Source organism: Mycobacterium sp. P7213, assembly GCF_900604305.1.
Lineage (GTDB): Bacteria > Actinomycetota > Actinomycetes > Mycobacteriales > Mycobacteriaceae > Mycobacterium.
This window is the reverse complement of record NZ_UWOA01000062.1, coordinates 1-22,700: the sequence shown is the minus strand read 5'-3', so window position 1 is coordinate 22,700 and position 22,700 is coordinate 1. Positions and strand designations below refer to the sequence as shown.

Annotated in this window: 15 protein-coding genes; 9 read left to right on the top strand and 6 right to left on the bottom strand. The window is 69.7% G+C overall.

Features of this window, described 5'->3' with window-relative positions; all coding sequences use genetic code 11:
- Positions 1-9,507, top strand: a 9,507-nt coding sequence (locus tag EJK91_RS23030) for a hypothetical protein (protein WP_164518027.1), incomplete at its 5' end; no start/stop codon positions are given.
- A gap of 145 nt (positions 9,508-9,652) precedes the next feature.
- Here the strand turns inward: EJK91_RS23030 and EJK91_RS19140 are convergent.
- From EJK91_RS19140 to EJK91_RS19130, 3 genes are all read right to left on the bottom strand, one after another.
- Complete coding sequence (locus tag EJK91_RS19140) at positions 9,653-10,069, bottom strand: nitroreductase family deazaflavin-dependent oxidoreductase (RefSeq protein WP_444850835.1); 417 nt, start codon at positions 10,067-10,069, stop codon at positions 9,653-9,655.
- A gap of 81 nt (positions 10,070-10,150) precedes the next feature.
- Positions 10,151-10,540 (bottom strand): hypothetical protein, encoded by a 390-nt coding sequence (locus EJK91_RS19135; RefSeq protein WP_125079697.1) that lies wholly within the window; start codon positions 10,538-10,540, stop codon positions 10,151-10,153.
- Entirely contained in the window at positions 10,540-11,691 is a 1,152-nt protein-coding gene (locus tag EJK91_RS19130; protein WP_024443504.1) for a steroid 3-ketoacyl-CoA thiolase, read from the bottom strand. The genes EJK91_RS19135 and EJK91_RS19130 overlap by 1 nt, the downstream gene beginning before the upstream one ends.
- Before the next feature lie 183 nt (positions 11,692-11,874).
- On the opposite strand from EJK91_RS19130, the gene EJK91_RS19125 reads away from it, so the two are divergent.
- From EJK91_RS19125 to EJK91_RS19100, 6 genes are read left to right on the top strand one after another with little or no spacing between them, the layout of a single operon-like run.
- Complete coding sequence (locus tag EJK91_RS19125; RefSeq protein ID WP_046302169.1) at positions 11,875-13,125, top strand: cytochrome P450; 1,251 nt, start codon at positions 11,875-11,877, stop codon at positions 13,123-13,125.
- A gap of 36 nt (positions 13,126-13,161) precedes the next feature.
- The gene (locus EJK91_RS19120) at positions 13,162-14,166 is read left to right on the top strand and encodes an acyl-CoA dehydrogenase family protein (RefSeq protein ID WP_125079696.1); all 1,005 of its coding nucleotides are present in this window, start codon (positions 13,162-13,164) and stop codon (positions 14,164-14,166) included.
- Positions 14,167-15,330, top strand: coding sequence for an acyl-CoA dehydrogenase FadE29 (fadE29, locus tag EJK91_RS19115; RefSeq protein WP_046302171.1), 1,164 nt, complete (start codon positions 14,167-14,169; stop codon positions 15,328-15,330). It begins immediately after the preceding gene.
- Positions 15,331-15,344: 14 nt separating this feature from the next.
- On the top strand, positions 15,345-16,322 hold the full coding sequence (locus tag EJK91_RS19110; protein WP_024443508.1) for a bifunctional MaoC family dehydratase N-terminal/OB-fold nucleic acid binding domain-containing protein: 978 nt from the start codon (positions 15,345-15,347) through the stop codon (positions 16,320-16,322).
- A gap of 5 nt (positions 16,323-16,327) precedes the next feature.
- Complete coding sequence (locus EJK91_RS19105; protein ID WP_164518028.1) at positions 16,328-16,720, top strand: MaoC family dehydratase; 393 nt, start codon at positions 16,328-16,330, stop codon at positions 16,718-16,720.
- On the top strand, positions 16,720-17,877 hold the full coding sequence (locus EJK91_RS19100; protein WP_024443510.1) for a lipid-transfer protein: 1,158 nt from the start codon (positions 16,720-16,722) through the stop codon (positions 17,875-17,877). Before EJK91_RS19105 ends, EJK91_RS19100 begins: the two co-directional genes overlap by 1 nt.
- On the opposite strand, the gene EJK91_RS19095 is transcribed toward EJK91_RS19100, so the two are convergent.
- From EJK91_RS19095 to EJK91_RS23200, 3 genes are all read right to left on the bottom strand, one after another.
- Entirely contained in the window at positions 17,874-19,349 is a 1,476-nt protein-coding gene (locus EJK91_RS19095) for a PPE domain-containing protein (RefSeq protein ID WP_125079695.1), read from the bottom strand. The genes EJK91_RS19100 and EJK91_RS19095 overlap by 4 nt on opposite strands.
- Before the next feature lie 402 nt (positions 19,350-19,751).
- Positions 19,752-21,551: a hypothetical protein gene (locus EJK91_RS23025; RefSeq protein ID WP_024443512.1), complete on the bottom strand. Its 1,800-nt coding sequence runs from the start codon at positions 21,549-21,551 to the stop codon at positions 19,752-19,754.
- Between the two features lie 296 nt (positions 21,552-21,847).
- The gene (locus tag EJK91_RS23200; RefSeq protein ID WP_444850834.1) at positions 21,848-22,000 is read right to left on the bottom strand and encodes a PPW family C-terminal domain-containing PPE protein; all 153 of its coding nucleotides are present in this window, start codon (positions 21,998-22,000) and stop codon (positions 21,848-21,850) included.
- A 145-nt stretch (positions 22,001-22,145) separates the two neighbouring features.
- Here EJK91_RS23200 and EJK91_RS21930 point away from each other — a divergent pair, with 145 nt between their 5' ends.
- Together EJK91_RS21930 and EJK91_RS19080 are read left to right on the top strand one after the other, a co-directional pair.
- Entirely contained in the window at positions 22,146-22,439 is a 294-nt protein-coding gene (locus EJK91_RS21930; RefSeq protein WP_164518026.1) for a hypothetical protein, read from the top strand.
- Between the two features lie 116 nt (positions 22,440-22,555).
- The coding region (locus EJK91_RS19080) for a helix-turn-helix domain-containing protein (RefSeq protein WP_206430443.1) at positions 22,556-22,700 on the top strand (145 nt) is incomplete at its 3' end.

The window sequence follows — 22,700 nt, the reverse complement described above, 5'->3', positions numbered from 1 at the left end:
GGCTATGCCGGCCAGGACGGCGGCAACGGCGGCAACGCCGGTAAGGGYGGCGCCGGCGGGGCCAGCGGTGGCGGCAYCTCCKCGGCCAGCGGTAGCGATGGKGTCGCCGGTATCGGTGGCAACGGTGGTGCCGGTGGCACCGGCCTCGACGGAGTCAACGGCACCGCGGAAAACCCTGATGGCACGGCCGGTGCTGCGGGTGGCGCGGGCGGTAACGGCGGCCAGGGCGGCCTAGAAGCTGACGGCACCACGCAGGCGACCACCGGCAACGGTGGCACCGGCGGTCTGGGTGGTCGTGGCGGCAACGGTTTCAACGGCGCCAACGGTGATGCGCCCGGTGCCGATGGCACCCGTGGTGGTGATGGTGGCGCCGGTGGTGCCGGTGGTGTCGGTGGTACCGGCACCGTTGAGGGCGCTCACGGTGTTGGTGGTGTCGGGGGTAACGCCGGCAACGGCGGCAACGGGGCGCACGGTGGCAACGGCCTCAACGGCGACATCAACAACCCCAACGGCACCGCCGGCCAAGACGGTGGCGCCGGCGGCAACGCCGGCAAGGGCGGTCTCGGTGGCGACAGCGGTAACGGCACCACCGCCGCCAACGGCAGCGACGGCGCTGCCGGTAAGGGTGGAGCCGGTGGTCTCGGTGGCACCGGTCTTGATGGCGTCAACGGCACCGCGGAGAACCCCAATGGCACCGCAGGTGGTGCGGGTGGTGCCGGCGGTAACGGTGGTGCCGGTGGTGTCGAGGCTGACGGTACAACCCAGGCTGCCGACGGCAATGGTGGTGCCGGTGGTGCCGGTGGCCGCGGTGGTAGTGGTTTCAACGGTGCCAACGGAGCCACTCCGGGTGCTGCGGGCACCAGCGGTGGTGATGGCGGTGCCGGTGGTGCTGGTGGTGTCGGTGGTACCGGTACCCAGGCCGGCGCGCACGGTGCTGGCGGTGTGGGTGGCAACGCCGGCAATGGTGGTGCGGGTGCTGATGGCGCTGTCGGCGCCAACGGGGATGCCCAGCACACCGGTGGCTATGCCGGTCAAGACGGCGGTGCGGGCGGCAACGCCGGCAAGGGTGGTGCCGGTGGCGACAGCGGTGGCGGTCAGACCGCTGCCAACGGCAGTGACGGCACGGCCGGCCAGGGCGGCAACGGCGGTGCCGGTGGCATCGGACTCGACGGTGTCAACGGCACCGCACTCAACCCCGATGGCACCGCCGGTGGCGTCGGTGGTGCCGGCGGCAACGGTGGTGCCGGCGGTCAGAACACCGATGGCTCCCAAGCCACCACCGGCAATGGTGGTGCCGGTGGGCAAGGTGGCCGTGGTGGTAGCGGCATCAACGGCACTAACGGGGACGAGCCCGGTGCCGATGGCACTCGTGGTGGAAACGGTGGCGCGGGCGGCGCGGGTGGCGTCGGCGGTACCGGCACCCAGGCCGGCGCGCACGGTACTGGCGGCGTGGGCGGTAATGCCGGCAACGGTGGTGCCGGTGCTGACGGCGCCAACGGCGCCAACGGTGACTCCACGCACCAAGCCGGCTACGCCGGCCAGGACGGCGGCGCCGGCGGTAACGCCGGTAAGGGCGGCGCCGGCGGCGACAGCGGTGGTGGAAACCACGCCGCAGGCGGAAGCAACGGCATCGCCGGCCAGGGCGGCAACGGTGGTGTCGGCGGTGCTGGCCTGGACGGTGTCAACGGCACCGCAGACAACATCAACGGCACCGCGGGTGCGGCTGGCGGCGCCGGCGGCAACGGCGGTGAGGGTGGCCTGCAGGCCGACGGCACCACTCAGGCGACCGACGGTAACGGCGGCGCGGGTGGCGCCGGCGGCCGTGGCGGCAGTGGCTTCAACGGTGCCAACGGCACCAACCCCGGCGGCAGCGGGTCGGCCGGTGGTACCGGTGGCGACGGTGGCGCGGGTGGCGTCGGCGGCACGGGTGCTGCCGCCGGTGGCCACGGCGTGGGTGGTGCCGGTGGCAACGGCGGTAACGGTGGTAACGGCGCCGATGGTTCCAACGGTGCCAACGGCGACGCCGAGCACATCAACGGCTACGACGGTGGCGCCGGTGGCAATGGCGGCAACGCCGGTGCCGGCGGCAAGGGCGGCGACTCGGGCGGCGGCCAGCAGGGTGCCAGCGGTGGCAATGGTGCCGCCGGCACCGGCGGCAACGGCGGGATCGGCGGCGCCGGCATGGACGGCGCCAACGGCGACCGGGACAACGTCGACGGCACTGCCGGTGGTAACGGCGGTAACGGTGGAGCGGGCGGCGCCGGCGGACAGGAAGTCGGGGGCGGCCACGCAACCGACGGCGCCGGCGGCCTCGGCGGTAACGGCGGCAAGGGTGGAGCCGGCTTCGACGGCAACAACGGCGACGCCGAGCACGCGGACGGCTTCGCCGGTGGTAACGGCGGCGGCGGTGGTACCGGCGGTAATGGTGGTACCGGCGGTGGCACCACGGGAGCCGGTGGTAACGCGGGCAATGGTGGCAATGGCGGCGCTCCCGGCGACGGTGGCGACGGCGTCAACGGCACCGCGGCCAACCCCGACGGCGGCGCCGGCGGAAACGGCGGCAACGTCGGTGTCGGTGGGTCCGGTGGTACCGGTGGCACCGGTGCGACCTCAGGGAACAACGGTGCGGCGGGCAACACTCCCGGAAGCGGTGGTAACGGCGGTAACGGTGGCGCCGGCTACGACGCTGCCTCCGACCCCACTGCCGCCCCGGGGACGTCCGGCGGCAACGGCGGTGCTGGTGGAGCCGGTGGCGACCACGGCAACGGCGGTAATGGCGGCAACGCCGGCAACGGTGCGACCGGTGGCGTCGGCGCCAACGGCGAAGACCCGGGCGAGGCCGGTCAGGTCGGCGGCTCCGGCGGTAAGGGCGGCTCCGGCGGTGCCGGTGGCGCCGGTGGATCGATCGCCGGTGACGGGGGTAACGGTGGTGCCGGTGGTACCGGCGCAGACGGTGGTGTCGGCGGTAACGGTGCCAACGGTGCGGACGGGACGTTCGGCAACGGCGGGACCGGAAACGGCGGTACCGGCGGTGGTGCCGGTGCTGGTGGCGCCGGTGGAGACGGTGGTGCCGGTGGTGCCGCTGGTAGCTCGGCACATGGCAAGGCGGGCACCGAAGGCAACGGTGGCAATGCGGGCAACGGCGCCGACTCCGGTAAGGCCGGTAACGGCGGTACGGGTGCCGACGGCACCGCGGAGAACCCCAACGGTGGCAACGGTGGCGCGGGCGGCAACGCCGCCTCCGGCGGCGCTGGGGGCACGGGCGGCAGCGGCCTGACCGACGGCACCGACGGTCAGGACGGCGGCATCCCGTCTGGCACGCAGGGCAACGGCGGCAATGGCGGTAACGGCTACGACGCCTCCACCGACCCGAATGCTGCACCGGGAACCTCCGGTGGCAACGGTGGTGCCGGCGGCGACGCCGGAGACCACGGCAACGGCGGCCTGGGCGGCAACGGTGGCAGCGGCACTGACGGCAGCACCGGGGCGAACGGCACCGGTACCGACGTCGATGGCAACGGGAACGCCGGAAACGACGGCAGCGCAGGCGGCGCCGGCGGTAACGGTGGTGCCGGTGGTAAGGGCGGATCGGTCATCGGCGACGGTGGCGCCGGCGGCCTGGCCGGCAACGGTGGTAACGGTGGCTCCGGTGGGAACGGCGCCAACGGCGCCGACGGCACGGACCCCGGCCAGAACGGTGGCAACGGTGGTGTCGGTGGCGACGCGGGCGCGGGCGGTCAGGCCGGCAACGGCGGCAGCGGCGGCTCGGCGACCAACGGCTCGGCGGGCACTAACGGCAACGGCGGCAACGGCGGCAACGGCGGCGACGCCGGCATCGGCGGCAACGGTGGCACGGGTGCGGACGGCGACGCCGAAAGCCCCGACGGCGGCACGGGCGGCAACGGCGGCAACGACGGTGCGATCGGCCTGGGCGCGACCGGTGGTTCTGCGGGAACCGGTGGCACCGGAGGCACGAACGGCACCGGGGGAACCGACGGTACGGCCGGAGCCGGTGGCGATGGTGGCGCGGGCGGCAACGGCTACGACGCCTCCACCGACCCGAGCGCCGAGCCCGGAACCGCGGGTGGAAACGGTGGTGCCGGTGGTAACGCCGGTGACCACGGCAACGGCGGACAGGGCGGCAACGGCGGTTCCGGTGCCAACGGCACCGATGGCACCAACAGCGATGACCCGACGCAGGCCGGTGGTGACGGCACCAACGGTGGCGCCGGCGGCAACGGCGGTGCCGGCGGTGCCGGCGGTTCGGTCGTCGGTAACGGTGGCGCCGGCGGCAACGCCGGCAGCGGTGGCGACGCAGGCAACGGTGGTTCCGGTGCCGACGGCGATGATGCCACCACCCCCGGCGGTGAGGGCGGAACCGGCAGCAACGGCGGATCCGGTGGCACCGGTGGTGCTGGTGGAACCGGCGGAAGCGGCGGTGGTGCCAGCAACGGCAACGCCGGCAACAACGGCAACGGCGGCGACGGTGGCGCGGGCGGTAACGCCGGCTCGGCTGGCAGCGGTGGCAACGGTGCAGACGGTGACGCCACCAACCCGGACGGCGGCAACGGCGGCCAGGGTGGCGACACCGGCAATGCCGGGGCTGGTGGTTCCGGCGGCGGCGCTGGAACCGGCGGCGCCGGAGGCAGCGGTAAGGCCGGCGGCGACGGCGGCGACGGCGCCGAAGGCCAGCCTTCGGGTGATGGTGGCAACGGTGGTAACGGCTACACGAACCCCGATGGTGATGGCGGCAACGGCGGCAACGGCGGCGACGCCGGCAGCCACGGCAATGGTGGCAACGCCGGCAACGGTGGCGACGGCCACGGCGACGACTCCAACGGCGGCAACGGCGGTACCGGCGGTGCAGGTGGCTCCACCAGCGGCAACGGTGGCAACGGCGGCAACGGTGGCAACGGCGACGCCAACGGTGGCGACGGCGGCGCCGGCGGCAATGCAGGTGAGAACGGCAATGGTGGCAACGCCGGCAACGGCGGCACCGGCCAGACCGGTGACGGTGGCGCAGGTGGCGACGGTGGCGCAGGCGGCAGCCAGACCGGCGACGGCGGCAATGCCGGCAACGGCGGCGACGGCGGCCAGCATGGCGGTGACGGTGGCCAGGGCGGTAGCGCCACGGGCGGCGGCAACGGTGGTGCGGGCGGTAACGGCGGTAGCGGCCTGCCCGGCCAGGGTGGCCCGAACGGTGGCAACGGCGTCGACGGCACCCTGCCGGGTGAAGCGGGCGGCGACGGCCTGGCCGGCGGCGTCGGTGGCGCTGGCGGTGCCGGCGGTATCGGTGTCGGGGCCGGCTTCCACGGCGGCGACGGCGGTGTCGGTGGCAACGGCGGCAACGGTGGCAACGGCGGCAGTGGTGCGACCGGCGCGGTAGGCGACTACACCAGCGGTGACGGCAACGGCGGCACCGGTGGTGCGGCCGGCAACGGTGGCGCCGGTGGCAAGGGTGGCGCCGGTGGTGCGGCCGGTGCGGGTACCGGTGGAGCTACGGACGGCACCCTTGGAGGTGGCGGCAACGGTGGTAACGGCGGCAACTCCGGCCACGCCGCCGACGGCGGCCGGGGCGCCGATGGCACCGCGGCCAACCCCGACGGTGGCCGCGGCGGTGATGGCGGTGCGCTGGGCAGCGGCGGCGCCGCAGGTGCCGGTGGTGCCGGATCTACCACGGGCGCCAGTGGCAACGCCGGCTCCGCCTGGACCGGTTCGCAGGGCAACGGCGGCGACGGTGGTAACGGCTACGACGCTGCTTCCGACCCGTCCGCCGCAACCGGCACCGACGGCGGTGCCGGTGGAGCCGGCGGTAATGGTTCGGCCTACGGCAACGGCGGTAACGGCGGCACTGGCGGCAATGGCAAGGCCGGCCAGGACGGCGGTAACGGCACCAACGCCGGTGACTCCGGTCAATCCGGCCAGGCCGGCGGCAAGGGCGGCAACGGTGGTGCCGGCGGTGACGCCGGAACCCTGGGCGGCAACGCCGGAAACGGCGGCTCGGCGGGCAACGGCGCCAGTGGTGGCGACGGTGGCGACGGCGTGCGCGGCGCTGCGGGCACCTTCACCGGTGGTGGTGACGGCAACGGCGGTGCCGGTGGCAACGCCGGTTCCGGCGGTGCGGGCGGTAACGGCGGCACCGGTGGTGCGGCCGGTAACACCACGGTCGGCAACGCGGGCACCGCGGGCGCCGGTGGTAACGCCGGTAGTGGCGGTGACGCGGGTCAGGCTGCCGCCGGCGGCAAGGGCGCCAACGGCACCAGTGCCAACCCCGACGGCGGCGCCGGTGGTGTCGGCGGCGTCGGTGGCGACTTCGGCGCAGGCGGCACGGGCGGTACCGGATCGACAACTGGCGCCAACGGTGCCGACGGTGACGGCAGCGTCGGCGGTGACGGTGGCGACGGTGGCCGGGGCTACATCGGTAGCAATGGCACGTCCGGCAGCATCAATGGCACTGGTGGTGGCGCTGGTGGTGCCGGTGGTAACGGCGGTGCCGGCGGCCTCAACTCCAACGGCTCTCAGGCTGCGCAGGGCGACGGCGGCGACGGTGGCGACGGTGGTGCCGGTGGCAACGGGTTCAACGGCCTCAATGGTCAGACTCCCGGTGCGGACGGCGGCAACGGTGGCAACGGTGGCACCGGCGGCGCCGGGGGTGTCGGCGGTACCGGTACGGTCTCCGGCGACCACGGCGTTGGCGGCCTCGGCGGCAACGGCGGTAACGGCGGCAACGGTGCCGACGGCGCCAACGGAACTGGGAACRGCGGCGACGGCCAGAACGGCGGCGCGGGCGGCAACGCCGGTGTCGGCGGTGCCGGTGGCGACAGCGGCGGCGGCAACCACGCCGCCAACGGCACCGACGGCGCGGCCGGTGTCGGCGGCAACGGCGGCGATGGAGCCCGGGGCGCCAACGGCGCCGATGGCACGGTCGGCAACGTCAATGGCGTGGCCGGTGGTAACGGTGGCAAGGGCGGCAACGGTGGCCTGGGGGGCCTTCAGGTCAACGGTGTTGACCGGGCGGCCACGGGTGCCGGCGGTGACGGTGGTGCCGGTGGTACGGGCGGTAACGGCATCGATGGTGCGGCCGGGTCGTTTGTGACCGGTGACGGTAACGGCGGCGCTGGTGGTAACGGTGGTGTCGGTGGCAACGGTGGTGCTGCGGGTACGGGTTCCTCGGCGGGTGCCGTGGGTGCTGCGGGCTCGGGCGGTAACGCCGGGAACGGTGGTGCCGGTGCGGCGGGTGCCGCCGGTAGTGCGGGCGTCACCGGAGTCAACAGCGGTGCCGGTGGTGCGGGTCAGGACGGCGGCAATGGCGGTAACGCCGGTGTCGGCGGCAAGGCCGGTACCGGTACCGGGGCGGCGACCAGCGGTAGCAATGGTGTGGCCGGTGTCGGTGGTGCTGGTGGCAAGGGCGGTGCCGGTGCTGCCGGCGCTGACGGCACGGTCGGCAACGTCAATGGCGTGGCCGGTGGCAACGGTGGCAAGGGCGGCAACGGTGGCCAGGGCGGCCTGCAGGCCGACGGTTCGACCCGGGCCGCTGACGGCCAGGGTGCCGACGGTGGTACCGGCGGCCGGGGCGGCAACGGCTTCACTCAGGCCGCGGGCAGCGGTGCCACGGGTGGCAACGGTGGCCAGGGCGGTGTCGGTGGTGCCGGCGGAAACCGGGGCGCGGTCGCAGCCAGCGGCGGCGCCGGAGGCCAGGGCGGCAACGCCGGCAACGGCGGCAGCGGCGCGGACGGCAAGGCCGGTACAGACGCCACCGTGGCCGGTTCCGCCGGTGGTGCCGGTGGTGACGCCGGCAGCGGCGGCAAGGGCGGCAATGGAGGCACCGGCGGCGCCGGTGGCGCCAGCGGTACCGCCACCAATGGCACCGCCAACCAGCACGGGGTCGGTGGCGTCGGTGGTAACGCCGGAAGCGGCGGCAACGCCGGTAACGGTGGCGCCGGCGGTAAGGGCCTCGGTGGCGGCAGCGGGGCGACGGCAGGTGTCGGTGGCGCCGGTGGTTCCGGTGGCAGCCGCGGCGCTGCGGGCACCGCAGGTGCCGGTGGAGACAGCGGCGGCGGCAAGACGGCCGCCAGTGGTGCGGCCGGGGCGGCAGGAACCTCCGGTGGTAACGGCGGCGCCGGCGGCGCCGGCGGCAACGGCACCACTTTGGCCAGTGGCGTCGGCCAGAACGGTGGCGCCGGTGGTAAGGGCGGTGCGGCCGGAGCGCTCGGCAACGGTGGAGCGGGCGGTAACGGCGGCAACGGCGGTACCGGCAACAACGGCACCACCGGTGGCTCCAACGGCCTAGCCGGCGGTAATGGCGGCAACGCCGGCGACGGCGGCAAGGCCGGTGCGGGCGCCAGCGACGTCGGCGGCAACGCCGGTACCGCCGGTAACGGCGGCAACGGTGGCAGTGGCGCCAACGCCACCACGGCGGGCGGCAAGGGCGGCAACGGTGCCGTCGGCGGCAACGCCGGCAACGGCGGGGCCGGTGGCAGCGCGGCCAACGGCAAGGCGGGCAGCGACAGTAACGGCGGGGTGGCCGGTAACGGCGGTAACGGCGGCAACGGCGCCCGGGGCACCGACGGGATCGCGACCACGGACTACAACGCCACCGCCAGCAATGGAACCGTGGGAGGTGCCGGTGGTACCGGAGCCTCCGGCGGTGCCGGCGGTGCCGGCGGCGGAACCACCGGTGCAGGCTCCAACGGCGGCACGGGCGGTAAGGGCGGCGCCGGTGCCGATGGCGGCAACGGCGGCTACACCACCCACGGCAACGAGGGCTACCCGGGCCAGGGCCACAACATCGGCAACGGTGCCAACGGTGGCGTGGGCGGTGCCGGCGGCAACGGCGGCACGGCCGGTGCCGGCACCTCCCTCGGCGCGGCAGGCCGCGCCGGTGACGGTGGCGACGGCGGTGCCGGTGGCAACGGTGGCAGCAGCGGCAACTTCAAGTCCGTGGCCTACTTCGACACCGCCGGAAACTCCTCGGCCCTAACCCCTGTCACCGTCACCGGTGCCGGCGGTGCAGGCGGTGCCGGTGGCACCGGATTCAATGGTGGCGACGGCGGTGCCGGCGGTAACGGTGGCAGCGACCTCTACGCGGCTGGCTCCAACGGCGGCGTCGGTGGCAGCGGTGGTGCCGGCGGTAATGGCGTCGGGACCGGTAGCACCGGCGGCGACGGCGGTGCGGGCGGCAAGGGCGGTGACGGCAGCAACATCCGCTGGGGCTGGACGGGCAAGGGGACACCTCCCGCCTCGATCAGCAACGGCACTACCAGCGCTTCCGGCCCGGTCAACAATGTGTCGGGCGGAAAGGGTGGCAACGGCGGCAACGGCGGCACCGGTACCACCAGCGGCGTCGGTGGCAGCGGCGGGTCCGGTGGCGCTGTCAACACCCCGAACCTGCCCACCGGCCCGGGATCCATCGGTACCAACGCCGGTGCGGTCAACGGCGGTGCGGGTGCCACGGGTGGCACCGGAGGCAAGGCCGGCGGAACTGGTACGAACGGCAATACGCCATAAGCACCCAGTCGGTCTCAACGACAGAGCCTCGCACACCTGGTGTGTGCGGGGCTCTGTCGTTGACGATGAACCGGGCTGCGCTCCTCGTCCTGCGATGATGACGGCCCGGCGTCAGAACGCGCCGGGCGGGCAGCGGATGCTGCCCCTAGGGTTCGCAGATGACGATCGGGATCTCCCGATCGGTCCAGGCCCGGTAGTTGACGAAGTCGGGGTACATCTTGTCGAGCTTGGGCCAGTAGGCGGCCCGCTCGGCCTCGCTGGCGTCGCGGGCACGCAGCGACAGCACCTCGCTGCGGATCCGGAAGGACACCTGCGGGTCGGCCTTCAGGTTCAGATACCACATCGGGTTGGTGGCGCGCCCGCCTTGGGAAGCCACCAGGATCACCCGGTCACCTTCGCGCAGGAACAACAGCGGGGACTCCCGCGGCTGACCGGACTTGCGTCCGGTGGTGGTAAGAATGCCGACCTCGGGAACCTCACCGAAGTGCTTGGTGCCCAACCGCCACTTACCGCCGACGCGGCCGCCGGTTGCCTTGTAGGCCCAGGTGTTGGCCCGCGACATCCACTTGATCACCGTCCCGGTGACCGGCGAATCCAGCGACTTCGGCTTCTCGGGAATGTCTGGCTTGCTCACGGGCTCACTCTAGCGGTGGATGAACGGACGGATCTCCGCGCGGATGTGGTGAATCACGGCGGTACCGTCCGGGCTGTCAGCGGGGATCCGGAAAACCTCATCGACATGCGAGCACACCCGGAGTCCGAACAGCGACGGCTTGGTGATGATGTCGTAGACCGCCCGCACGTCGTCGCCGTCGATGCTGTACGTGGGCAACGTGGCGGCCGAGATCAGCCGGAACTGCGGACCGCGGTTGAGGCTGCGGCGCAAGTGATTTCCCGAGAACCCGGTCTTGAGTCCGACCTCGATCCGGACGCAGTCGGGTGCGAACCGGACCGCCGAAGCGTCGTGACTGACCAGCGCGTCGATGTAGGCCTGGGCCGCTGCGATGCGGTCAGTCTCGGGAACCGGAACCACTAGATGCGCTCGATGATGGTGCCGGTGGACAGCGCTCCGCCGGCACACATGGTGATCAGCGCGGTCGAGGAGTCGGTGCGCTCGAGCTCGTGCAGCGCCGTGGTGATCAGCCGGCTGCCGGTGGAACCCACCGGGTGGCCCAGCGCGATCGCCCCGCCGTTGACGTTGACCCGATCCATGTCCGGCTTGTGCACCGCTGCCCAGGACAACACCACCGAGGCAAACGCCTCGTTGATCTCGACCAGGTCGATGTCGCCGATCTTCATGCCGGCCTTTTCCAGCACCTTCGCGGTGGACTGCACCGGGCCGTCGAGGTGGTAGTAGGTTTCGGCGCCGACGTTGGCCTGGCTGATGATGCGAGCCCGCGGCCGCAGACCGAGAGCTTTGGCCTTGTCCTCATCCATCCACAGCACCGCGGCGGCGCCGTCGGAGATCTGCGACGAGGTACCGGCGGTGTGAATGCCGCCCTCCATCACGGGGTTCAGCGCCGCGAGGCCTTCGGCCGTGGTGTCGCGCAGACCCTGGTCGCGGCTGACGATGTTCAGCTCGGCGGTGGGCTGCTTGTTCTCGTCGATCACCGGGGCCTCGATCGGGGAGATCTCCCGGTCGAACCGACCCTCGGCCCAGGCCTGTTTGGCCCGCTGCTGAGACCGCAGCCCCAGTGCGTCCACGTCGGCGCGGGTGATGCCCCGGCGCTTAGCGATGCGCTCGGCCGCCTCGAACTGGTTGGGCAGGTCAATGTCCCAGGACGCTGCGCGGGCGCCGCCGCCGTTCGCCCCCAGCGGCACGCGGCTCATCGCCTCAATCCCGCAGGCGATGCCGATGTCGATGGCGCCGCTGGCGATGAGGCCGGCGATCAGGTGGTTGGCCTGCTGTGCGCTGCCGCACTGGCAGTCGATGCTGGTGGCGCCGACATGCTCGGGCAGCCCGGCCACCAGCCAGGACTGCCGGGTGACGTTGTTGCCCTGCTCGCCGAACTGGGTGACGCAGCCGCCGATCACCTGCTCGACGATTCCCGCGTCGATGCCGGCCTTCGCGACCAGTGCCTTCTGCACCGCCCCGAGCAGTTCGGTGGCATGCAGGCCGGACAACCAGCCATTACGTTTACCGATGGGGCTGCGGGTGGCTTCAACGATGACAGGATTACCCATGCGGCCAGGCTAGAACACGTTTCATTAGTCTGACAAGCGACGATGCGGCACTGCCTTTGATCTGCGGTCGGGCCGTGTTTCAATGGTCGCAATCAGGCACTAGACGGCGTTGTTCGGCGGTTGATCGTTCAAACGTCGTCAAACCCAACACAGTTACCTACCGAACACTCTAGGAGTAGACACATGGGCTGCCCCGCCATTCCCAGCGACTTCGACTTCCTCGACTCCGAGATGAGCCTCAAGGGCCTACCGGTCAACGAGCTCGCCGAGCTGCGCAAGTCCGAACCGGTGCGCTGGGTCGACGTCCCCGGCGGAACCGGAGGTTTCGGGGACAAGGGTTACTGGCTGGTGACCAAGCACAAGGACGTCAAGGACGTCTCGTTGCGCAGCGACGTCTTCTCCAGCGCGATGAACGGCGCGATCCCGGTCTGGCCGCAGGAGATGACCCGTGAGGCGGTCGACCTGCAGCGCGCGGTCCTGCTGAACATGGACGCGCCGCACCACACCCGGCTGCGCAAGATCATCTCCCGCGGCTTCACTCCCCGTGCGCTCTCGCGGCTTGAGGACGAGTTGAAGGCGCGAGCGCAGAAGATCGCTCAGACCGCCGCGGCGTCCAACACCGGCGACTTCGTTGAGCAGGTGTCCTGCGAGCTGCCGCTGCAGGCCATCGCCGAACTGCTCGGTGTGCCCCAGGACGACCGGGACAAGTTGTTCCGCTGGTCCAACGAGATGACCGCCGGCGAGGACCCGGAGTACGCCGGCGTCGACCCGGCGATGTCGTCGTTCGAGGTCATCACCTACGCCATGAAGATGGCCGAGGAGCGGGGCAAGAACCCCACCGACGACATCGTGACCAAGCTGATCCAGGCCGACATCGACGGCGAGAAGCTCAGCGATGACGAGTTCGGCTTCTTCGTCATCATGCTGGCGGTCGCGGGCAATGAGACCAGCCGCAACTCGATCACGCACGGCATGGTCGCGTTCTCGCAGAACCCCGACCAGTGGGAGCTGTTCAAGCGGGAACGGCCGCAGACCGCCGTGGACGAGATCATCCGTTGGGCCACTCCGGTTTCGGCATTCCAGCGCACGGCAAGCGAAGACACCGAGATCTCCGGCGTCAAGATCAAGGCCGGCGAGCGCGTGGTGATGTCCTACCGGTCGGCCAACTTCGACGAGGAGGTGTTCGACGATCCGTTCACCTTCAACATCCTTCGTGACCCGAACCCGCACGTCGGCTTCGGCGGCACCGGGGCGCACTACTGCATCGGCGCCAACCTGGCCCGCCTGACCATCAACCTGATCTTCAACGCCGTCGCCGATCACATGCCCGACCTGAAGCCGATCGGCGAGCCGGAGCGGCTGAAGTCGGGCTGGCTCAACGGCATCAAGCACTGGCCGGTTGATTACTCGGGTGCGTGCCCGGTCGCGCACTGAGCACCCTGACGGCTAGACGAATCAAGGAGGATTCGGGTGGATTTCACACCGAACCCGGAGCAGCAGGCGGTCGCCGATGTGGTGACGTCGGTGCTCGACCGAGACAACAGCTGGGATGCGCTGGTAGCCGGCGGCGTCGCGGCGCTGGGCGTGCCAGAACGACTCGGTGGAGACGGTCTGGGCCTGTCGGAGCTGGCCACCGCGCTGACCGAGATCGGCCGTCATGGCACCGTCGGTCCTGCGCTGGCGACGTTGGGGCTGGGGTTGATCCCGCTGCTGGACCTGGCGTCCGACAGCCAGCAGGACCGGTATCTGTCGGGAGTGCCCACCGGTGCGGTGCTCTCGGCCGCGCTGAACGAACCCGGCCGACAGCTGCCGGAGTACCCCAAGACCAGCTTTGCGGGCGGAAAGCTCAACGGCATCAAGACCGGTGTTTCCTATGCCCAGACGGCGGCTTGGTTGGTCGTCACTGCTGATAAGGCGGTGGTGGTAGTCGCCCCGGATGCCGACGGCGTCACGATCACCAAGACACCGACCTCCAACGGATCCGACGAGTACGTGGTGACGTTTGCCGACGTCGCGATCGAGGATGCCGACGTGCTCGACGGCGCCAGCGTTGCCCGGGTCAACCAGTTGGCGCTGGCCGCCACCGGGGCGTTCGGGGCCGGACTGGTGGCCGGCGCCCTGCGGTTGACCGCCGACTACGTCGCCACCCGCGAGCAGTTCGGCCGTCCGCTGTCGACGTTCCAGACGGTGGCCGCGCAGCTTTCCGAGGTTTACATCGCGTCGCGGACCATTGACTTGCTGTCGACATCAGTGATTTGGCGGTTGGCTCAAGGTCTTGACGCCGGCGATGATCTCGGCATCCTGGGCTATTGGCTGACCTCGCAGGCTGCACCGGCCATGCGACTCTGCCACCACCTGCACGGCGGAATGGGCATGGACATCACGTACCCGATGGACCGCTACTACTCCTCGATCAAAGACTTGACCCGGCTCTTGGGTGGTCCGGTGCACCGCCTCGACTTGGTGGGAGCGTAAATGTTCATCGACCTGACACCCGAGCAGCGGGCGCTGCAAGCCGAACTGCGAGAGTACTTCTCGACCCTCATCACGCCCGAAGAGGCGCAGGCGATGGAGTCGGATCGGCACAACGAGGCCTACCGTGCGGTGATCAAGCGGATGGGCAGCGACGGCAAGTTGGGCGTCGGTTGGCCCAAGGAGTATGGCGGCCTGGGATTCGGCCCGGTGGAGCAGCAGATCTTCATCAACGAGGCCAACCGTGCTGACATCCCGTTGCCGATGGTCACCCTGCAGACTGTCGGCCCAACACTGCAGGCGCTCGGTACCGAAGATCAGAAGAAGAAGTTCCTGCCTGGAATTCTTTCCGGCGATGTACATTTCGCGATCGGTTACTCCGAGCCCGACGCCGGCACCGATCTCGCGTCACTGCGGACGACCGCGGTCAAGCACGGTGACGAATACATCGTCAACGGGCAGAAGATGTGGACCACCGGCGCTCACGACGCCGACTACATCTGGCTGGCCTGCCGAACCGACCCGACCGCTGCCAAGCACAAGGGCATCTCGATTCTCATCGTCGACACGAAGGATCCCGGGTACTCCTGGACTCCGATCATTCTGTCCGACGGGGCCCATCACACCAACGCGACGTACTACAACGATGTGCACGTACCCGCCGACATGCTGGTTGGTGAGGAGAACGGTGGCTGGAAGCTCATCACGACGCAGCTCAACCACGAGCGGGTCGGTCTGGGGCCGGCTGGTCGCATCGCCGGCATCTACGACCAGGTACACGACTGGGCGTCCAAGCCGGGGTCGGACGGCGTCACGCCTATCGAGCACGACGACGTGAAACATCTGCTGGCGCAGATCAAGTCGATCTGGCGTATCAATGAGTTGCTCAACTGGCAGGTGGCAGCCTCTGGCGAGAACATCGCCGTCGCCGACGCGGCGGCCACCAAAGTGTTCTCCACCGAACGCATCCAGGAAGTCAATCGACTCGCTGAGGAGATCGTCGGCAGATTCGGCAACCCGGCGGACCCCGAGACCGCTGAAGTCCTCGTCTGGCTGGACAAGGTGGCCAAGCGCAACCTGGTGATCACCTTCGGCGGCGGCGTCAACGAGGTCATGCGCGAGATGATCGCCGCTTCTGGGCTGAACGTTCCACGGGTGTCACGATGAGTCGAGGAGAGGTGATGAGCGACCTTTCCACCGGGATCGAGCAGATACTGGCGTCGGGCCGCAGCAAGCCGCGGTCCGGTCGGGATCCGGTGAACCAGCCGATGATTCGGCACTGGGTCGACGCGATCGGCGACACCAACCCGATCTACACCGACGAGGCAGCCGCGCAGACGGCCGGGCATCCCGGAATCGTCGCTCCGCCGGCCATGATCCAGGTGTGGACGATGATGGGCCTGGGTGGGGAGCGCCCCGCCGATGACCCCCTCGGCAAGGTCATGGAACTGTTCGACGGCGCGGGCTATGTCGGCGTGGTTGCTACTAACTGCGAGCAGACCTATCACCGCTACCTGCGTCCCGGCGAGGAAGTCAGCGTCACCGCAGAGGTGACCGACATAGTGGGGCCCAAGAAGACCGGCCTGGGCGAGGGCTACTTCGTCACCCAGAAGATCCGTTGGTGGGTGGGCGAAGAGAATGTCGCTGACATGATCTGGCGCATCCTGAAGTTCCTGCCGGCCGACAAGGCGGGACAAGGCTCCACGCCGGCAGCGGTTGCACACGAGGATCTCGACCCCGACAAGATGATGCGCCCGTCGTGGTCGCGGGACTCCAAGTACTTCTGGGACGGGGTTGCCGCACACGAGCTGCGCATCCAGCTCCGCCCGGACGGCAGCCTGCAGCACCCGCCGGTGCCGGCGGTTTGGAAAGACAAGACCGAGACCACCGACTATGTCGTTTCCAGCGGCAAGGGAACGGTGTTCAGCTACGTGGTGCACCACGCGCCCAAGGTCCCCGGCCGCAGCTTGCCGTTCGTGATCGCGCTGGTCGAGCTCGAGGAGGGCGTGCGGATGCTCGGTGAGCTCCGCGGCGCCGACGCGGCCGCGGTGAAGATCGGAACGCCGGTCCGCGCAACCTTCCTCGATTTCCCTGCCAGCGATGTCGGACCGGCGTGGTCGCTGTACGCCTGGGAGCCTGTGGAAGGAGACGGGGCATGAGCGCTGTGACTGTCGACGTGGGCACCAAGCTGCCCGAGCTGAAGATCTACGGTGATCCGACGTTCATCGTCTCCACGGCGATCGCCACCCGCGACTACCAGGACGTGCATCACGATCGGGACAAGGCGCAGGCCAAGGGTTCCAAGGACATTTTCGTCAACATCCTGACCGACACCGGCCTGGTGCAGCGCTACATCACCGACTGGGCCGGGTCCAACGCCGTGATCCGCTCGATCGGCCTGCGGCTGGGTGTGCCGTGGTACGCCTACGACACCGTCACCTTCTCCGGTGAGGTGACGGCGGTGGAAGACGGCCTGATCACCGTGAAAGTCGTGGGCAACAACAGCCTTGGCGACCACGTCATCGCCACCGCCACTCTCACCCTCGGGGAGGAATGATGCTGTCCGGTAAGGCGGCTATCGCCGGAATCGGCGCGACCGACTTCTCGAAGGAATCCGGGCGCAGCGAACTGCGCCTGGCTGCCGAGGCGGTGCTCGACGCCCTCGACGATGCGGGCCTGAAGCCCTCGGATGTCGACGGCCTGGTCACCTTCACCATGGACTCCAACCTGGAGACCGCCGTGGCGCGTGCCACCGGGATCGGTGAGCTGACGTTCTTCTCCCAGATCGGCTACGGCGGTGGTGCCGCCGCGGCGACCGTGCAGCAGGCCGCTCTGGCGGTGGCGACTGGTGTTGCCGAGGTGGTCGTCGCTTACCGTGCCTTCAATGAGCGCTCGGAGTTCCGGTTCGGCCAGGTGATGACCGGTTTGACAGTCAATGCCGACTCGCGCGGCGTGGAGTACAGCTGGTCGTATCCGCACGGCCTGAGCACCCCGGCGGCCTCGGTGGCGATGATCGCCCAGCGTTACATGCACGAATACGGCGCCACCAGTGCGGATTTCGGTGTGGTGTCGGTGGCCGACCGCAAGCACGCGGCGACCAACCCCAAGGCGCACTTCTACGGCAAGCCGATCACCATCGAGGACCACCAGAATTCGCGGTGGATCGCCGAGCCATTGCGGTTGCTGGATTGCTGTCAGGAGACCGACGGCGGAGTGGCGATCGTGGTGACCACGCCGGAGCGAGCCCGCGACCTCAAGCATCGTCCGGCGATCATCGAGGCGGCCGCGCAGGGCGCCGGGGCCGACCAGTTCACCATGTACTCCTACTACCGCGAGGAGCTCGGCCTGCCGGAGATGGGTCTGGTGGGCAAGCAGCTGTGGGCGCAGTCGGGTCTGACGCCCGCCGACATTCAGACCGCGGTCCTCTACGACCACTTCACCCCCTACACGCTGATCCAGTTGGAAGAACTGGGATTCTGCGGCAAGGGGGAGGCCAAGGACTTCATCGCCGGCGGCGCCATCGAGCTCGGCGGCCGGTTGCCGATCAACACCCATGGCGGCCAGCTCGGCGAGGCCTACGTGCACGGCATGAACGGCATCGCCGAGGGCGTGCGCCAGCTGCGCGGTACTTCGGTCAATCAGGTCGACGGCGTCGAGCACGTGCTGGTGACCGCCGGCACCGGTGTGCCTACGTCGGGCCTGATTCTGGGCTAGGGTCTTCCGCCCCAGCTCTCGGGCAACAGCGGAAGGGTCGGCCCGTCGTTCAGACCGCCGCTCGCCAGCGTGGTCAAACCCGTCGCGGGCAGACCAGGCTTGGCTTGCGCCGCAGCGAATCCCAGGCGACCGGCACTGCTGTCGGAGGCGCGAGTCGCGGCGTCGGGTCCGATGTCGGGGGTGTCGTCGGCATAGACGTAGATGTGCGCGTCCGCGTGACCGCGAGCGGCTCGGCGGCGGCGGGCCCGGGACCGATCCCGTGCCGAGGCGGCGGTGGCCGCATCCTCGGCGGCAGAGTCGGGATTCGATGCCTTCTTCACGGCATGGCGGCGGGCCACGGCGCTCACCTGGCCGGCAACGCCGGGAGGCCCGATCACATACGGGGGGAAGAACGCCGGGCTACTAGCGGCGGGGGGAGCGGCAGGCGGTGCCGCAGCCGGCGCTGCGCTGGTGGTCGGCGCCGAAATGGAGCCACCCGTGGCCGGTGCCGCGGCGGTGTTGGCGACGGTGGTGGACGAACCCGCCGAGCCCCCGGCGGTCAGCGGATTGGCCGGAGGTACGGCCTCGACGGCCAGCGGAACCGGGGCAGGCTGAATTCCGGCCAGTCCGGCCAGGCCGGCCGCCCAGCCCAGGTTGCCGATCGCCAGGCCCAGCGCGGGTTGCAGCAGCGCCGGCGCGAATTGGCTCAAGGTGGCGGCGAGCTGACTGGCGTGGAAGGTGACATCGGCCATGATGACGGGGAGATCGGTCAGCAGCGCTGCCGGGTCGGTCAGCAGATCGTTGATGATGATCTTGGCCCACTCGCCCATTTCGCCGAAGACGTCTTTCCACCATTCCGGGTCGGTCGGATCCAGATCGCCGTCGTGGATCCCGTCGTGGTCGTGGTCGTGGTCGTGGTCGTGGTCATGGTCATGGTCATGGTCAGCCTCGGAATAGCCGACGATCGGCGGTGCCACGGCGAGCCGTGGGGCTGATGCCACGGCTGCCCCGGAGACCGTTTCGTAGGTCGCCATGGTGGTGGCGGCCTGGATCCACATCCGCACATAGTCGGCTTCGTTGACCGCGATCGGAATGGTGTTGACACCAAAGAAGTTGGTGGCGACCAAGATTCCGTGGATAGTGTGGTTGGCCGCCAGTTCGGGCATCGTGGGCATCGCCGCCAATGCGCTGACGTAGGCCGCGGCCGCTGTTTCATGTCGGGATGCTCGCGCGGCGCTGTCCGCGCTGGCCGTCGCCAACCAGGCCAAGTAGGGCACGTGTGCGGCGAGATAGCGCTCGGCGCTAGGCCCCTGCCACGACGCTGCCTGGGTGGCTCCCAACACGTCCCGCAGCGCCTCCGCGATCGCGGTGTACTCAAGGCTCAGCGCCGACCACGCGCCGGCGGCAGACAACAGGGGCCCGGGCCCCGGGCCGCTGCCCAGCGCAGCCGAATGGACCTCGGGGGGCGAGGCCATCCATACCGGCGCGGTCATGCCGGACAGATTATCCGAAGATGAAAGTCATTTTCAATTAGGGTTGCCTGGGTTCAGGCGGGCGCTGCCGGGAAACCTAGGCCGAAACAAGCTCCCCATCGTTGAGGATGACGGCGTCCTTTCGTGCCCGCGCCACCACATTGCCCACCAGTCGGCCGCTGTCTTTCCACTGAATAGTTGGGGTCGTCATGGTTGAGGCCGTCGTTTCGCCTGGCCGGGAACGTGACCAAACGGCGGGAGGTGCGCCGTATCACTAGCCTCGGAAGTTCATTGCTTGGCATCAGTAACACGGCGGGGGTGGCTGATCGATTTACCGAATGGCGGGAGGGCCCCGCACGGCCGGCGTGCGGGGCCCTCCCCGAAGGACCTCAGAGGCGGTGACTTCCGCCAGCGACTACGACGTTAGTGGTCGTGGTCGTGGTCGTGGTCGTGGTCATGGTCATCGTCTTCGTCGGGATTGATGGGCGGTTCTTCCCCACTGTGGTCATGGCTGGAATCGTGCTCATGCCCGGCTCCGCCAGTACCACCGATACCTCCGAATGGTCCACTGGCCGGCCCACCCGCGATACCGGCTTCGCCCAACAACTTGCCGGAATCGCCGCCATGGCCGCCATGGCCGCCGGCACCACCAGGCGCTAGGGCCTCAACGCCGTTGCCGCCGCGACCGCCGGCTCCGCCGTCGCCACCGGCGCCGTGGGTGCCGATGTTGTTGCCGCCGTCACCGCCGGCCCCGCCGTTACCCGCTGCCCCGGAGATCACAGTAGTGTCCGGCAAGGTGATCGTCGCACCGGCAGAGTTGCCGCCAGCACCCCCGGCACCGCCGGCCCCGCCATCGCGTGTCTCACTGTCGCCACCGATTCCACCGGCACCACCGGCACCACCGATATGGGTTCCGTTGCCACCGGCACCACCGGTGCCACCGGCACCGCCGTGGACTGCGCTGCCGATTCCGCCGTTACCGCCAGCACCGCCAGCACCGGCGGTAATTCCGGCGCCGCCGTCACCACCGGCGCCGCCGCCACCACCGGTACTACCGTTTCCGCCGTAACCGCCCACGCCGCCAGCGGCTCCGTCCGAGAGGACGTCGGTGCCGTCGACGGCACCGGCTCCGCCACCGCCGCCGTCACCGCCGGCGCGCCCCATCCCTGCTGCCGTAGCGGCACCCGTGGTTCCGAAGGTGGTACCGAAGAGCGTGCGAGCCAGCCCGCCCTCGCCCGCAGCGCCGCCATTGCCGCCGTTTCCGCCGGCCCCGCCAGCGGTGGCCTCATGGATGAAGAGTTCGCCGTGATCATGGTCGTGGTCATGACTGTGCGCTACGGCGTCGGCGCCCTCGCCGCCGTCACCGCCGTAGCCGCCGTTGCCTCCGCGACCGGCAGCACCGCCGTGGCCGATGACCCACCCGCCGTTGCCGCCCGTTCCACCGACACCACCAACACCGCCGTCGCCGCCAGCACCGCCGACCTGGTCTATCTGTCCGTCAGCACCCGCTGCGCCGTTGCCGCCGGCGCCGCCCCTGCCGCCCGCACCACCGGAACCGTAAAAGTAGGCGTTCCCTCCCGCGCCACCGGCGCCGCCGACACCACCGTCGAGGCCGTCGGCGATGCTGCCATTCAGACCCAGGCCACCCACGCCGCCGGCGCCGCCGTCACCGACCAGCAGGCCACCCGATCCTCCTGCCCCGCCAGCAGTCGCTGCGACCAAGCTGTCACCACCGTAGTAACCGGTGGCCAGACCGACGCCGCCGATGCCCCCGTTGCCGATCAGCCCAGCATTGCCGCCCGCGCCGGCGGCGCTCAGAACACCGTCGAGGTAGCTGGCGTCAGTGCCGGTACCACCGTCACCGAACAGGAAACCCCCGTCGCCGAGGTCGCCGATACCGGGCAACCAACCGAACAGCGAGGTGTTGGCGCCAGCGAAGTCGTCGATTCCGTTGCCGATCAACAGCCGCCCGAATAGTGCCTCATAGAGGCCGAAGCCGTTGAGCAACTCAAGCAGCCCGGCATTGGCGGGGTCAACGAGGAATTCCTGTGCTCCAGCATGGAGATTGTCATAGGTCGCGTCAAAGACATTGGCCCAGCTAAAACCCGATTCCGCTGCCGAGCCGGGCACGTCCGTTGATAGGAAACTGGCATCGGTCAGACCGCTGACATCGGATAGCGTGCTGAAATCCGGCAGGTCGATGAGGAGATCGTCCGCGCGCACAACCGGCACTGATATCAATGGCGACATCCCAAATGCCAAAAGCGCACCAACTGTGCTACCTGCACCTATTGCGCGACGCAGCTCGTTGTTCTTCCGCCTTGTGTTGTTGTGATCACTCATCTACACACTCTCAATCTATGTTGGGACTACTGGTCAAATTGTTATGACTGCATATATGCAACGGTCCATATCTATCCGAAATCAGATATGGGTGGAGTCGCATATATACGCTTGGATATATGTATGCCTTAACGCCCTGCTCTGCAAATTGTCGCGGTAATTTCACAGGCGGGCCATTAGGCATTGTCGTGCCAGCTTTCGGGTAGCAACGGGATTGTCGGCCCGCTACCGAAGTCATCACCGGACAAGGTGGTTAATCCCGCTGCAGGGGAATCCTCCTCGGTATGTGTGCCGGAGATCCCCAGCCCACCGGCGATACTGGCCGACACGCGAGTCGACAATGTGGGCTCGGGTTTAGGGAGTGCTGTGTTGTCGGCGTACACCTTGATGAATTCGTCTGCGTGCCCTGGTGCAGTTCGACGCCGCCGGCTTCTGGTCCGACTCCGTACGGCAGCGGCCGCCGTCGAGTCTTCGGTGGCCGGGTCGGGATTCGATGCCTTGCTCGCGCTGCGGGAGCTGGCTTTGGCGTTGGCCCGGGTTACTGCGCCCGTAGGGCCGATAACGTACGGCGGGAAGAACCCCCCGCCTGCTGGCGGAGGTGGAGCCGGTGGTGGCATCGGACTCGGTGGAGCGCTGGTGGGAACCGAAGCCGGCGAAGGCGTGCCGACAGTCGTGGACGCTGGAGCGGGTGGTGCACCCAACGACGCGCCGGTTGCAGGTGTGGTCGGGGCGATCGGTTCGGCGCCGACCGGGACGGAAGCCGGCTGAATTCCGGCTAGGTGTAATGGCCAGGGACGTTGTGAACGGCGTGGTGCGCGGAAGTAGGTGAGGACCTCCGGTATCGGTGTGGTTACCACACGCACGCCGATCACCAGGAGGTCCTCGTGTCCCACGCTAATGCTTCGCTGACTCCGAAGGGGCGATTGAAACTCGCCAGGCTGATCGTCGATGACGGGTGGCCGATCCGACGGGCCGCTGAGCGGTTCCAGTGCTCATCGGCGACGGCGAAGAAGTGGGCTGACCGTTACC